The 12,758-nt window shown below is 71.7% G+C and carries 12 protein-coding genes; 4 read left to right on the top strand and 8 right to left on the bottom strand.

Features of this window, described 5'->3' with window-relative positions; translation table 11 throughout:
* Positions 1–101: 101 nt before the first annotated feature.
* Together ACJ6WD_RS13130 and ACJ6WD_RS13135 are read right to left on the bottom strand one after the other, a co-directional pair.
* Complete coding sequence (locus tag ACJ6WD_RS13130) at positions 102–575, bottom strand: nuclear transport factor 2 family protein (protein ID WP_233659516.1); 474 nt, start codon at positions 573–575, stop codon at positions 102–104.
* Between the two features lie 47 nt (positions 576–622).
* The gene (locus tag ACJ6WD_RS13135) at positions 623–1,282 is read right to left on the bottom strand and encodes a hypothetical protein (RefSeq protein WP_407615824.1); all 660 of its coding nucleotides are present in this window, start codon (positions 1,280–1,282) and stop codon (positions 623–625) included.
* Between the two features lie 330 nt (positions 1,283–1,612).
* Here ACJ6WD_RS13135 and ilvA point away from each other — a divergent pair, with 330 nt between their 5' ends.
* On the top strand, positions 1,613–2,863 hold the full coding sequence (gene ilvA, locus ACJ6WD_RS13140) for a threonine ammonia-lyase IlvA (RefSeq protein ID WP_376440253.1): 1,251 nt from the start codon (positions 1,613–1,615) through the stop codon (positions 2,861–2,863).
* A gap of 46 nt (positions 2,864–2,909) precedes the next feature.
* Here ilvA and ACJ6WD_RS13145 read toward each other — a convergent pair whose 3' ends face one another.
* The gene (locus ACJ6WD_RS13145; protein ID WP_407615825.1) at positions 2,910–3,599 is read right to left on the bottom strand and encodes a FadR/GntR family transcriptional regulator; all 690 of its coding nucleotides are present in this window, start codon (positions 3,597–3,599) and stop codon (positions 2,910–2,912) included.
* A 548-nt stretch (positions 3,600–4,147) separates the two neighbouring features.
* Here ACJ6WD_RS13145 and ACJ6WD_RS13150 point away from each other — a divergent pair.
* Entirely contained in the window at positions 4,148–5,380 is a 1,233-nt protein-coding gene (locus tag ACJ6WD_RS13150; protein ID WP_407615826.1) for an MFS transporter, read from the top strand.
* A 427-nt stretch (positions 5,381–5,807) separates the two neighbouring features.
* Here ACJ6WD_RS13150 and ACJ6WD_RS13155 read toward each other — a convergent pair whose 3' ends face one another.
* Complete coding sequence (locus ACJ6WD_RS13155; RefSeq protein WP_407615827.1) at positions 5,808–6,506, bottom strand: hypothetical protein; 699 nt, start codon at positions 6,504–6,506, stop codon at positions 5,808–5,810.
* A gap of 719 nt (positions 6,507–7,225) precedes the next feature.
* On the opposite strand from ACJ6WD_RS13155, the gene ACJ6WD_RS13160 reads away from it, so the two are divergent.
* Complete coding sequence (locus ACJ6WD_RS13160; RefSeq protein WP_038517851.1) at positions 7,226–7,657, top strand: RodZ family helix-turn-helix domain-containing protein; 432 nt, start codon at positions 7,226–7,228, stop codon at positions 7,655–7,657.
* A gap of 79 nt (positions 7,658–7,736) precedes the next feature.
* Here the strand turns inward: ACJ6WD_RS13160 and ACJ6WD_RS13165 are convergent, their stop codons facing one another.
* Together ACJ6WD_RS13165 and ACJ6WD_RS13170 are read right to left on the bottom strand one after the other, a co-directional pair.
* The gene (locus ACJ6WD_RS13165; RefSeq protein ID WP_016570248.1) at positions 7,737–8,339 is read right to left on the bottom strand and encodes a ClpP family protease; all 603 of its coding nucleotides are present in this window, start codon (positions 8,337–8,339) and stop codon (positions 7,737–7,739) included.
* Position 8,340: 1 nt separating this feature from the next.
* Positions 8,341–8,979, bottom strand: a complete 639-nt coding sequence (locus ACJ6WD_RS13170) for an ATP-dependent Clp protease proteolytic subunit (protein ID WP_233659510.1) — start codon at positions 8,977–8,979, stop codon at positions 8,341–8,343.
* A gap of 474 nt (positions 8,980–9,453) precedes the next feature.
* Between ACJ6WD_RS13170 and ACJ6WD_RS13175 the strand changes: the two genes are divergently transcribed.
* Positions 9,454–10,185 (top strand): hypothetical protein, encoded by a 732-nt coding sequence (locus ACJ6WD_RS13175; protein WP_407615828.1) that lies wholly within the window; start codon positions 9,454–9,456, stop codon positions 10,183–10,185.
* 171 nt (positions 10,186–10,356) lie between these two features.
* Here the strand turns inward: ACJ6WD_RS13175 and ACJ6WD_RS13180 are convergent, their stop codons facing one another.
* Both ACJ6WD_RS13180 and ACJ6WD_RS13185 read right to left on the bottom strand, forming a co-directional pair.
* Positions 10,357–11,196, bottom strand: coding sequence for a carbohydrate-binding protein (locus tag ACJ6WD_RS13180; RefSeq protein ID WP_407615829.1), 840 nt, complete (start codon positions 11,194–11,196; stop codon positions 10,357–10,359).
* Between the two features lie 477 nt (positions 11,197–11,673).
* Entirely contained in the window at positions 11,674–12,669 is a 996-nt protein-coding gene (locus ACJ6WD_RS13185) for a LysR family transcriptional regulator (protein ID WP_233659507.1), read from the bottom strand.
* Between the last annotated feature and the right edge of the window lie 89 nt (positions 12,670–12,758).

Consider the following 12,758-nt stretch of genomic DNA (forward strand, 5'->3'; position numbering starts at 1 on the left):
GCTCGGTCCGACGTGCCTGCCCGGAACGGCGGGAAGGCGTCGACGCGGACGGGGCCACCGGTTCGCGTCCGCCGCGCGGAGCCCTACGGCCGCCGGGGGTACTAACGCGGTGCGGCCGCCTGGCGCAGGTGGTGGCGCACCTCGCCGACCAGGTTGATGCGGACCCTCCGCTCGACGAAGCGCCACCGGCCCTCGGCGCGCTCGAAGCGGTCGTGGTACCGGCCGGCGGCGATGGGCTGCAAGGGCAGGTCGGGCAGGGCCTGCAACACGGTGACGTAGGAGCGCGCTTCCGCCGTGTGGGCCTGCTCGTCGACCTCGACGGCCACGTTGGTGACGACGTGCTGGGTCCGCGGTGTGCCGTCGTCGTGGACGATCAGCGTGTCCCGGAACGACTTCTCGATCGCGTCGCGCCCGTGCACCGGCCCGCCGCTGCCGACGAAGGTGGCGTCGGCGAGGAGGACGCCGAGCCCGGCGAAGTCACCGTCGTCCACGAGCTCGGCGTAGCGGGCGATCAGGTTCTCGATGGCGCGACAGCTCGACGCCGGCTCGGCCGCCGTGCGCTGGGACGTGGACATGGCTTCCCCCAAACGAGACGGTGGCCCGCACCGTGTTGCATCCGTCGTCATGACGGCGATCCTGCCAGCCGAAACCTCATCATGTTGCCCCTCCCTGGGCCCGGGGAGCCCCGGGCGCCGTTGTGTCCGTGTGCGCAGCCCTGCAGGACCCTGCCCAGGCGGGGCCCGTCGGACGGCCGGTAGCAACTGGTGTCCGCGTTCAACTGGGTGAGGAACTGTGCCAGCAGCGCGCCGATCCCCTCGCGTGTCGACACCCGCTGTGGGATCCGGTCGGCAGCCGCATGGCGCGGCAGTGGCAACAGGGCCTTGGGCACCTCCACCCCCACGGACGTGGCCGGGCTGCGGCCGGTGTGGATCTCCCATGGCACCGAGGAGTCGTTGACGTGCAGATCGGTCGGCTCGTACCCGACCTCGTGGTCGCCCCACCTGCCCGGCGCCGTGCCGCTCACGACGAGGGAGAGGTGGAACACCTCCGGGTCGGACTGGCGGATCAGTTTCGGCGTGCGCCGGCTCACCATCGACTGGAACGTGGCCGGCCACACGCAAACGGCACCGACGTCCAACACCCGCTGGGTGGCCCGGAAGTCGTGGGCGTGGTCACTGCTCAACCGCACCGGAGCAGGGGTCCGCTCCAGTCGTTCCTGCCAGTAGGCCAGCCGGTCCGCCACCGGCGCGTCCTCGCTCCGGAAGACCCTTTCGTTCAGCACGTTTCCCCCCGATTCCTGGTCCTCGGACGATGATCACCGGCCGCAATGAGCGTCTGATGAACGCCGGCATGACACGTCGAAGCGCCGGGGCGGCAACGCCACCGTCAAGCCATGGTGGAGCTGCGCACCACCGGCCTGGTGGAGACCTTCCCGGACCGGTGCGACCGCGTCGTCCGCATCCGGCATTCCGCCTCCCCCATCCCGCGCGGGGCCACGTGAGGGCGGGGACGGGGGCGCATGCCTCGCCGCCTCGACGGGTCGCACCGCGCGGTATGTCCGCATCGTGGTCGACGCGAAGGGCCCGCTGTGGGCCCGCGTTACGATCCGGAGATGTCAGGCACGTTGAACGCAGACGGTATCGAACAGGCGGCGCGACGGCTTGAGCCGGTGGTGCGGCGGACGGCGTTGGAGGAGAACCAGCGGCTCTCGGAGCTGCTCGGAAGCCGGATCCTGCTGAAGCGGGAAGACAGTCAGGTCTGCCGTTCGTACAAGGTCCGTGGCGCCTTCAACCTGGTCTCGTCGCTCACCGACGAGGAGCAGCGGCGCGGCGTCGTCTGCGCCAGTGCCGGCAACCACGGCCAGGGCGTCGCCTTCGCCTGCCGCCGGCTCGGCATCCGCGGCCGGGTGTTCGTGCCGTCCAACACGCCGCGGCAGAAGCGCGAGCGCATCGCGGCGTTCGGCGGTGACATGGTCGAACTCGTGGTGGTCGGCAGCACCTACGACGAGGCCAGCGCCGCGGCGCACTGGGACAGCGAGCGCACCGGTGCGGTGTACGTCCACCCCTTCGACGACGTGCGGACGATGGCGGGGCAGGGCACCGTCGCCCGCGAGATCACCCAGCAGTGCGACACCGCCCTCGACACGGTGGTGGTGCCGGTCGGCGGTGGCGGCCTGATCGGTGGAATCGCCGTCTGGCTGCGCGCGCACTCGCCGCACACCCGCATCGTCGGCGCCGAACCGGCCGGCGCCGCCAGCATGCGGGCCGCGCTGGAGCACGGCGGGCCCGTGGCACTGCCCGAACTCGACTCGTTCGTCGACGGGGCAGCCGTGGGCAAGGTCGGCGAGCGGGCCTTCCCGCTGGTCAAGGAGTTGGTGGACGAGGTCGTCGCGGTCGACGAGGGTGCCGTGTGCACCGAGATGCTCGACCTCTACCAGACCGACGGGATCATCGCCGAACCGGCCGGTGCGCTGGCGAGCGCGGCGGCCCGGCAGGTGGTGTCCGGCACGGGACCGGGCACCGTGGTCTGCGTGGTGTCCGGTGGCAACAACGACGTGAGCCGCTACGCCGACGTGGTGGAACGCTCACTGGTGCACGTGGGCCTGCGCCACTACTTCCTGGTGACGTTCCCCCAACAGCCGGGCGCACTACGGCACTTCCTCGACGAGGTGCTCGACAAGGGCGAGGACATCGTGGCCTTCGAGTACGTCAAGAAGAACAACCGGGAGACCGGACCGGCCCTCGTCGGGATCGAGTTGGAGCGTCCCCAGGACCTCGACAGCCTGTTGCGGCGCATGGGGGACAGTCCCCTGTCGATCGAACGGATCGCGCCGGGCTCCCCGTGGTTCTCCTTCCTGCTGTGAACCGCGTGGAGCGCCGCGCCCGCCCAGGCACCGCGCCCGCCGCGCCTCAGAGGCGGTACAGGCGGGCGAGGGTCCCCTCCAACTCGGCCTGCAACGTACTGCTGGCGGTGTCGGCGTCGCCGCGTTCGACGGCCCGCACCAGAGCCTCGTGGGCCGCGTCGCCGTGTTGGGGCTCGTGGGTCCGCAGGTCGAGGATGTCCAGCAGACCGATCAGCCCCGTGCGCAGCGCGGGGACGAATTCGACGAAGAGGTCGCTCAGCACGGGGTTGTGGGCGGCGGTGACGACCGCGGTGTGCAGGGCGATGTCGGCGTCGACGAAGCCCGCGTCATCGCCGGCCGCCGCGGCCCGGCGGGCCTCCAGTGCGGCCCGCATGGCGGCGATGTCGGTCTTGGTGCGGCGCTGTGCCGCCAGGCGTGCGGCCTGCACCTCGACGAGCATCCGGACTTCGTAGACGTCGGTGACCGCGGCGCGCCGCAGCCGGGTGGGCCAGTCCTCCTCGGGCTCGGTGGCGATCACGAAGACGCCGGCGCCCTGACGGGCCTGGACCAGGCCGGCCCCGGCCAGGGCGCGCAGCGCCTCGCGCACCGTGGAGCGGCCCACGCCGAGCGTCTTGGCGAGGGCGGTCTCGGCCGGGAGCTTGGTCCCCACCGGCCACTGTCCACCGGTGATCTGGTCGCGCAGGTGCTGGGTGGCCTGTTCGACCAGCGGACTGGGACGGAGGGCGCCGAGCGGCATTCCGCCATCACCTCTCAGGTTGTCTGATGATTCGGGTGGTGAGTCTACTCGGGGTGGCGCTGCTGCCGGGCGCCGGCGGAGGCGGCCGGTGGCGCGCGTCGCGGTGAGTCGAGGGGGAGGGGAGGACGCGGTCCGGTCCGGCGAACTCCGGTCTTCCGCGGCCCGGTCGCACCACACGCCTGTCGCTCCTCCCACACACCCGACCCCGGTTCCACGCCAAGCACGCGTCACGCCAAGGACGTTGACGGCAGGCGTCCGCCCCCCCAGCCACCGCCACCCACCAGCACATCAGGTTGTCTGAGGAGTTGGAAGCGGCTACTGTGCTCGCCATGCTGCTGATCGACATGCTCCTCCTCGGTCGCCGCTGCGGGGCCTGACACGACTGGCGCCCCGCAGCGGGGTGGTGGGACGTTCGATCAGCCGGTCGTCATGAGGTTCGGTCGCCACCCGGCTCCCCCTGTCGCCGCTCGCGCGTCAGGACTCCTCTGAGGACCCGAGGAGCCCGGGTGTTGGACTTCCCCGCAAAGAAAGTGAGTGGTGTCCCCACCATGAAAAAAGGGCAACTCGGCTTCCTGGCCGGCACGCACGTGGTCAACGACCTCTCTCAAGGGGCGATCCCCGCGATGCTGCCGTTCTTGGTGTCCCAACGTCACTACAGCTACGCGGCGGTCTCCGGCCTGGCCTTCGCGGCGAGCGGTCTGTCCAGTCTGCTCCAACCGGTGTTCGGCGCGCTGTCCGACCGCACGCCACGGCCCTGGTTGGTGCCCGCGGGATTCGGTACCGCGGCCGTGGGCGTGGCGGCCGCGGGGCTGTCCGGGAGCTACTGGGTCACCTGGTTGTGCGTCGCGCTCGCCGGCATCGGCATTGCGGCCTACCACCCGCCCGCGACCAGCCAGGCACGCGCCGCCGGTGGTTCGTCGCAGAAGGCCATGAGTGTCTTCTCCGTCGGCGGAACCATCGGCGGGGCCCTCGCGCCGACCCTGGTCACCCTCGTCATCGGGGGAGCGGGGTTCGGCGGCAGCTGTCTGCTGGCGGTCCCCGCGCTGGTCATGGTGGCCCTGTGGCTCCTCAAGGGCCCGTGGATGCGCGCACGGGGCCACGTGCCGGCCGCGCCGCTGGCCACCGGCGCGGCGGCCGAGGCGGGGGCGGGTGGTGCCGAACGGGCGGATGACTGGCGCGCCTTCGCGCGGCTGGTGGCCGTCATCATCGGATGGTCCGTTCCCTACGTCACGGTCACGTCGATGGTGGCGCTGCACGCGCAGCGGGATCTGGGGGAGTCCACGGCGGCGGGTGCCGCCGTGCTCAGCACGTACACCGCGGCCGGGGCGGTCGGCACGTTGCTCGGTGGTTGGCTGGGGGACCGGTACGGCCGGATGACGTCGCTGCGGGTCGGCTACCTCGTCGCGTTCCCCGCACTGTTGGGCATTGCCTGGGCCCCCGCGTTCCCGGTCCTGGTGCTGAGTGCGGCGGTGTTCGGTGTGGCGATGTTCCTGCCGTTCGCCGCCCAAGTCACCTTGGGCCAGGACTACTTGCCCCACCGCCCGGGCACCGCCAGTGGGCTCACCCTGGGGCTGGCGATGGCGGCCGGCGGACTGTGCTCGCCGGCGTTCGGATGGCTCGCCGACGCGCGAGGTCTGCCCGCCGTCTTCTACACGCTCCTCGCGGTCTTCGTCCTGCCCGTCGTCATGGCCACCCGGCTGCCGGACCGCACCCTGACGGCGCCCGACCCGAAAGCTCCCTCGCCGGTCGAAACCGCACACACCGCTCAGCAGCCGCAGTAGGGAACTCCGTGGTCAGCGGCGAGGCAGTTCACGCGCGCCGGATCCGCATGCCGAATCCGCACGTCGGATCCGCATGCACCGTTCCTGTGGCGCACCCCGGATCTTCGTTTGCCTGGCAGGTCACCGCGAAGGACCTGCCGGCCGAGGTCGCAGCGGAGGTCGCAGCGGAGGTCGTGTGAGTGGCCTGGTGGCCGTCAGGAGGACGGCGGCGGGCGTGCCCGTCAGGCGACGGCCCCCGGGCTGCCGTACCCGACCGGGTACGGCAGCCCGTCGTGCCTGGACCGGAAGCGAGCCGAAACGCGGACCGGCCGCTCCGAGGCGCACCTCGCCGAGCCCTCTCCACCCATGGGGCGGTGTTGGGGCTGGCCAGGGCGGGTGGCTCAACCGGTTCCCGCCGCTGGCCCGCGCTCATCGGCGCTGGCTGGTGTCACTGGTCCGTGCCGTCACCGGGGACGGTGCCGTCGGGGCTGGTGTGCCAGTTGGTGACGATCGGCTTGTCGATCTTGACGGGGCCGGTGTTGACGTTTGCGGGGTTGGGGTCGGAGGTGCCGATGCCCGCGATGAGGAAGGTGAACCCGACGCTGTTGTTGTCCTTGGTGGTCTTGGGGTTGATGCCGGCGTAGGCGGTCTTGGAACCGCCGAGCTCGATCGCCGGGCCGACGGACTGTTCGGCGGGCTGGGCTTCGATGCCGCCGGAACCGAAGGAGATCGAGGGCAGACCGCTGGGGATGGTGCAGGTGATGCCGGACTTGGCGCGGGCCGCGAGCAGGATGTAGCCGCCCGCCTGGGACTTGGAAGTCGCGCTGAACGTCAGGTCGTTGGCCCCGCAGGTCTGCCCGTAGCCCTTCTTGCCGTCCGACGGCGCCGATCCGGTGCCCGCGGAGGAGCCGCCCTCCTTCGCGGTCTTGCCGTTCTCGCTGCCGGTGGCCTCGTCGGAGGTGTCCTTGCCGGCAGTGTCCTTGCCGGTGTCGCTCGACGCGGCGTTGGTGGCCTTGCCGGAGGCGGCGGAGTCGTCGGAACCGCTGCCGTCGGCCGGGCCGCAGGCGGTGACGGTCACCGCGAGTGCCGCACCGGCGGCCACGGTGAGCGCCACGCGTCGGAGTCGGGCGGTGTGGGTGCGGTTCACGGTTGTTCCTCGTTTCGTTCGGGCATGCACAAAGGCCGGGCCGCAACAGTGCCGTTGCCCCGTTCATCGGATGACTTCATCTTCCCCCACGCCGCCACCAACTCGCTAACGCGTCACTGATGCTCCCTCAGGTCGACGTGAGGAAAGGCGTGTTCGGCGCGGTGTGCGTGATCCTCATTAGGGCGTTTCTTTCGAATCATCTGAGCATTGGTCCGATGTGTCGTCGCTCGATGCCCAACGGGCCTTATTCGAGCCTCAGTTGTCGCATCCGACTCCGAAGTGAGGCGGGTGGTGACGTGATCGCCATCGCCCTCGCCATCTCCACCGACCGGTCGGCAGGGCAATCCGAAGGAAACGGTCTGGGGCATCCCTCACCCGCATGATTCCTGTGATCCGCATTGCGTGCGCATTTCGCGCGGCTCGGGCCTGCGGTCGCTTTCTCGTAAAGCGGTCCTCTTCCGCGGTGGTCGCATTCGCTGAGGCGCAGGGCAGTCGGCACGAGTTCCCGTCCAAGTCGTCCGGGGCCAACATGCTCGTCGGCATCTGGATTCTTGCCACCGGCCCTTGAGGGGCGGCATCCGGTCGGCCGGGACACGGTGCGCTCGGTTGCCGCCCGGCTGCCCGCCCGCGCCCGCGCCGGGAGTTCGCGTGGCGACGGCTTCACCCAGGGCAGAACGCCGGTCCCTTCCCCCACAGTCCAGGATCCCTAGGCTGAGGGGGTGACCACTCATGCGCCGAACGAAGCCCGCGTCATTCCCCTGCGCACGCAGCCCGCGCCGCCCGCTTCGGGTGGGGTGGACCGTGCCCCGCACCGGCCGGCGGAAGCCCCGCGGACACCCGCACCGAGGGAACCGCTGTGGCGCGACCTCGTCGGCGACGTGCTGCGGCGCGAGCGGCTGGCCCAGGAACGCACGCTCAAGGACGTCGCGGAGGCGGCCCGGATCTCGATGCCGTACCTGTCGGAACTGGAGCGCGGCCGCAAGGAAGCCTCCTCCGAGGTGCTCGCGGCCGCCGCCCAGGCACTGGGGCTCGGCCTCGCCGACCTGCTCCAGCGCACCCAGGACCACCTTGCCCGCCACACCCGTAGCCGGGTGGCCCGGGGCCGTACGTCCCCCACCGCGCGGTACGACGGCCTCTGCCTCGCCGCCTGATCGAGCCGACGGCCGGTACGTCGGGGCGCACCACCGTCGTACCGGCCGGCTCGCCGGCCCCGGCCACGGCCGCGCGTGGTCAGACGAACGCGAGTCGCCGGCTCAACACCTCGTCGGCCAGCCCGTAGGCGACGGCCTCTTCGGCGGTGAGCACCTTGTCCCGGTCCATGTCCGCACGGAGCGTCGCCACGTCGTGGTGCGTGTGGCGGGACACGACCTCCTCCACCTGCGAGCGGATGCGGACCATCTCCTTGGCCGCGAGGCTGAGGTCGGAGACCGTGCCCTGCCGGCCGCCGCTGGCCGGCTGGCCGAGCAGCACCCGGGCGTGCTGGAGCACGAAGCGCCGTCCGGGGTCGCCGCCGGCCAGCAGCACCGCCGCCGTCGACGCCGCCTGGCCGACGCAGAACGTGGAGATCGGCGACTGCACGAACGTCATCGTGTCGTAGATCGCCATCAGCGAAGTGAACGAGCCGCCGGGCGAGTTGAGGTAGATGGAGATCTCCCGCTCCGGGTTCGCCGACTCCAGGTGCAGGAGTTGCGCGATGACCACGTTGGCGACGCCGTCGTCGATCTCGGTGCCGAGGAAGATGATCCGCTCGTTCAGCAGTCGGCTGAAGACGTCGTAGGACCGCTCGCCCTGTGCGGTCCGCTCGATCACGTAGGGAACCGTGTAGGACCCCATGTCACAACCCCATCCGTCGGCGCGACGCGGCCGGGCGGATGTCGGCGAGCGACTCCACCACCCGGTCCACGATCCCGTACTCCTTGGCCTGTTCGGCCGTGAACCAGCGGTCCCGGTCGCCGTCCCGCCTGATCGTCTCCGGGCTCTGACCGGTGTGCTCGGCAGTGATCCGTTCGATGGCCTGCTTGGTGAATTCGAGGTTCTCCGCCTGGATCTCGATGTCCGCGGCGCTGCCGCCGATGCCCGCCGAGGGCTGGTGCATCATGATCCGTGCGTTCGGCAGCGCGAACCGTTTGCCGGGCGTGCCCACGGCGAGCAGGAACTGGCCCATGCTGGCGGCGAACCCCATCGCCAGTGTCGAGACGTCGTTGGGGACGAGCCGCAGCGTGTCGTAGATGGCCAGGCCCGCGGTGACCGAACCGCCGGGGCTGTTGATGTAGAGGCTGATGTCGGTGCGCGGGTCCTCCGCCGAGAGCAGCAGCAGCTGCGCGCACACCCGGTTGGCCGACACGTCGTCGACCTGCGTGCCGAGGAGGACGATCCGTTGGGCGAGCAGCTGGGCCGCGAGGTGGTCGTCGAAGCGGCTGGGCGGTGTGTCGCCCTCCTCCGCGCGCAGCGGCGACGTGGCGAGTGGATGCATCGGGTCTCCTTGTCGAGGCGGGCATGCCGTCGACTCCACTCTTGACCTCGGGAGACCCCCGGACGCGGTTTCTCTGCCCGCAGCAGATTCGCCACGGGCAGAGGCCGGGGCCGGCGGCGGGTTCGACGCCGGGGCCGCCGCGACGTACGAGCCTGGTGGGGCCTCGGGTGGCCCGGCGTCCGGCGGTTGTGAGGCGTCGACGCCACCGACAGCGCGTCATCCCGACGGGACCCCTCCCACCGACGGGCCTGCACGCGCCTTCACGGGCCTGCACGGGCCCGCACGGGCCTCGACGGTCTCCTGCTCGTGCCGGTGGTGCCTTGCCTTGAACTGACTTACCGTCAGGCAGCCGGCTGCGCGAGCGCGCGAGGTTAGCCGGGTGTTAGCGGAGCGGCAGTCCCGCGATAGTGGCCCCGAGCAGAGTGGGTGTCGTAGCCAGGAGACCTCGTCACCGACTTCCCCCGGGGGAGCCCAATGAATTCCAAGACCGTTGTCCGTAGCGCCCGTCGTCGCCGTACCCTGCGCGTTGCCGCGGCGGCCCTGACCGCCGCCGCTGCCCTGTCCTTGACCGCGTGCTCCGGTTCGGACGCCGGTGGCGGCAAGGCCGCGGGGCAGGCGGCCACCGCCGGGTCCAACGGCGCGGGCTCCTCCGCCGCGGCACCGGCGGACTCCCAGGCGGACTCCGGCGCGAAGGGGGACGCCAAGGGCGGCGGCACGGGCGAGGCGAAGTCGAGCGCTGCGGGCACGCAGTCGGGCGGTTCGCGCGCCGGCAAGGGCACGTCACCGTCCCCGGTCCGCACCGTGAAGTTGGTGGACGGCAGCAAGGCGGAGGTCTACGACCTCGGCAAGCAGCGCTACCGCGCCAAGATCATCAGCAAGGGCTCGGTGCTGGCGACCATCGAGACCACGGGCCAGGAGATCGACGCCGGGCTGGACGCCAACGACATGTTCGTGGTGCTCACGATGGGCGGCGAGGTCCGCTCGTGGATGGGTGGCGGGCAGCAGGGTCCCGGCACGTTCCACCTTGCCGGTGGTTGGACCGCCAAGGTGACGAAGGTCGGCGAACTGCGGTACCGCGCGCAGATCATCGGCCACGACGGTTCGGTGGACGCCACGTTGGAGACCAAGGGCCACGACGTCGGCCTCGACGCCAACGGCGTTTACATCGTGCTCAGCACCGGCGGCATCATCAGCGCCCACGAGTGACCTTCGGACCGCCCCGGGGCGGTGGACCTGCCCCCGGCAAGCCCACCGCCCCGGCGAGCGACGGAGACGTCCGAACGGCCCGGGGCCGGCAGGGGGCGGCCCGTCGCTGCCTCCCCGCCGCGCGGACGGGCCTGACGGCCGGGTGGCCGGAGCCCGACGCGGGACCGGTGGTCACTCGCGGCGCCACAGCGCCGACACGTTGGGCGGCTCCCAACCCACCATCGACGTGTGGGCCTGCACGCAGCGGTACGTGCCGCCCCGGTAGGTGACCCGGTCGCCCGGGGCGTAGGCGCGGCCGGGCGTCCAGGCACCGCTCGGCGGATCGGTGGGCGGTTCGGTGGGGTCGCCGGGCCCCGGTGTCCCGTCGACGTCCAACACGAAGTCGAACGTGCCCTCCTTGCCGCTGCCGGCCCCGCGAATGTTCATCAGCAGTGCGGCGTCGAAGAGGGTGTCGGTGGCGTTCCGCGGCTCGCCGGGGAAGTACAACTGGCTGGTCAGCACGGGCTCTCCGGGGGCCTGCGCCTTGACGTGGAGGTGCCGCGTGCGGCCCGGGTACAGGCCCGGCACGATCGTGGTGAGCGCGAACGCTCCGCGCGCATCCGTGAACTGGTGGCCGCGCAGCGTGTAGCCGGCCATGTCGTAGCTGCCGGCGTCGTCGGCCTGCCAGAAGTCGAGCAGCACGCCGGAGAGGGGGGCGCAGTGCCGGCCGAAGACGTAGCCGCTGACGGTCAGCGGGGTGCCTGGCATCCCGGCGTCCACCAGGTCCGTCCGCAGCGGCGAGTCGGGCTTGAAGTAGGGGCCCTCGATCTGGTCGTGGGTGGGGCCGTCGCCGTCGTCGCAGGCGGGCGTCACGGAGAGGGGGCGTCCCTGGCCGGCGGAGTCGCGGGCGAGCGCCATCGTGCCCGACGACAGCAGCGGGACGGTGGCACCGGCGGCGACGGCCGCCTTCAGCAGGCTCTTGCGGCTGATCGGCCGGCCGGAGCCGGTGTCGCGGTGCGGAGGGGGTGTCATGGCGATTCCTCGGTCTCCTGAGTAGGGAAGGAAGAGGGTCGGGGCGTGCCTGACAGGTGACTGGCGGTGTGCGGACGTGCGGACCGTGACCACGACGGCCGGCCGACGCCGAGGGCAGCGCCGCGCAGACCGCGCCATGCCGTTCGGAGGGCCGCCCTGGGCGCGATCACCACCGACGACGGTAGGGGCAGCGGCGGTGGTTCAGCGAGATACCGCCCGATCCCCCTGGGCGGCGTTATGGAGCGGAATGAGCCTGCGGTGGCTCCCGCCTTGCCCGAGGTTCACGCCGGGGTGCGGCAGGCAACGCTCCCGCCGGGGCGCCTCACATGCGCCAGAACGGCCCCGCAATTCTCAACTACCTTGCCAAATCGTCGACTTGACTGAGCAGGGGCAACCGGGGAAGGGCTTGTCGAGCCCCGGTGGACGGGCTGCTCCGCTGATCGGAGCGTGGTGCGGCGCCGTGACTCGCCGCGGACGTCAGACGGCGTCCTCCTCCAACGCCACGGCGCAGCAGGCCGCCGGCCGGATCCCGTGGCCCGCCCGGGCCCGCCAGTCCGTGTAGGTGTCGCAGCGCGCCGCCGTACGCGCGTGTGCCCGCAGTGCCTGCGCCAGCATCGTCGCCGCGACGTCCGGCCGCTGGTTCGCCGGGTGCCAGCCCAGCAGGTGCCGCCAGTGCAGCGGCGTACCGGCGAGGGGGCGGGTCGTCAGGCCGGGTGTCGGCGGGAACGTGGCCCGGCACAAGCCCACCGCGCGCCCCACCTGCACCAGGTGCGCGCAGGAGGCGGTGTCCGTCTCGTACATGCGGCGGGGGCTGAAACCGGCCCGGGCGCAGGCCACGGTGAAACAGTCCCCGAAACAGCCGTCGCCCGGCACGCACGCCCACGTCTCCTCGGCCAGGGCGGCCAGATCGACCTCCCGTCGGTGGGCGAGCGGATGGCTGTCGGCGAGCATGACGAAGACGGGATCGACGGCGATATCGCGCCAGACGAGATGAGGGGCGCCGGGCGGCGGCGCCGACCCGCAGGCCCCGGCCAGTGCGAAGTCCATGCGCCCGTCGGCCAGCAGCTCGGCCAGCTCGCGCTCGGACCACGAGACGTGGGTGGTCACCGTGGTGTCCGGGGCGGCGTCGGCGAGCCGGTCCACCAGTGCGCCCAGCAGCGGGCCGTGCGTCGCGCCCAGTCGCAGCCGCTCGGTCCCCGGCCTGGTGAGCGCGAACCGGGCGGCCTCCCGCTGGAGTTCGCTCACCGCCGGCAGTACGACCCGGGTCCGCTCCAGCACGAGTTCCCCGAGCGCCGTGGCCCGCACGCCGTACCGCCCGCGTTCGAAGAGCGCGCCGCCGAAGGCGCGCTCGATCCGTCTGAGCTGTGCGCTGAGCGCGGGCTGGGCGAGCCCGAGCGCCGTCGCCGCTCTGGTCAGACTTCCCGCGTCAGCGATCGCGCGGAGGATTCTCAGATGTCTCAACTCCAGTTCCATGAAGGGAGCTTGCGCAATACACGGACAGCGGGCAAGTAGTTGTTGAAAGTTCAGGCGTCGGGATTGCGTGCGCCGCTCTCCAGCGCTTA

This window comes from Streptomyces sp. VTCC 41912 (genome assembly GCF_045799175.1).
In the GTDB taxonomy this organism is placed as follows: domain Bacteria; phylum Actinomycetota; class Actinomycetes; order Streptomycetales; family Streptomycetaceae; genus Streptomyces; species Streptomyces albulus_C.

Excerpts from the sequence above, each read along its gene's own strand:
- ACJ6WD_RS13130 (WP_233659516.1), bottom strand. The coding sequence starts at position 575 with ATGTCCACGTCCCAGCGCACGGCGGCCGAGCCGGCGTCGAGCTGTCGC.
- ilvA (WP_376440253.1), top strand. The coding sequence starts at position 1,613 with ATGTCAGGCACGTTGAACGCAGACGGTATCGAACAGGCGGCGCGACGG.
- ACJ6WD_RS13145 (WP_407615825.1), bottom strand. The coding sequence starts at position 3,599 with ATGCCGCTCGGCGCCCTCCGTCCCAGTCCGCTGGTCGAACAGGCCACC.
- ACJ6WD_RS13150 (WP_407615826.1), top strand. The coding sequence starts at position 4,148 with ATGAAAAAAGGGCAACTCGGCTTCCTGGCCGGCACGCACGTGGTCAAC.
- ACJ6WD_RS13165 (WP_016570248.1), bottom strand. The coding sequence starts at position 8,339 with ATGGGGTCCTACACGGTTCCCTACGTGATCGAGCGGACCGCACAGGGC.
- ACJ6WD_RS13170 (WP_233659510.1), bottom strand. The coding sequence starts at position 8,979 with ATGCATCCACTCGCCACGTCGCCGCTGCGCGCGGAGGAGGGCGACACA.
- ACJ6WD_RS13175 (WP_407615828.1), top strand. The coding sequence starts at position 9,454 with ATGAATTCCAAGACCGTTGTCCGTAGCGCCCGTCGTCGCCGTACCCTG.
- ACJ6WD_RS13180 (WP_407615829.1), bottom strand. The coding sequence starts at position 11,196 with ATGACACCCCCTCCGCACCGCGACACCGGCTCCGGCCGGCCGATCAGC.
- ACJ6WD_RS13185 (WP_233659507.1), bottom strand. The coding sequence starts at position 12,669 with ATGGAACTGGAGTTGAGACATCTGAGAATCCTCCGCGCGATCGCTGAC.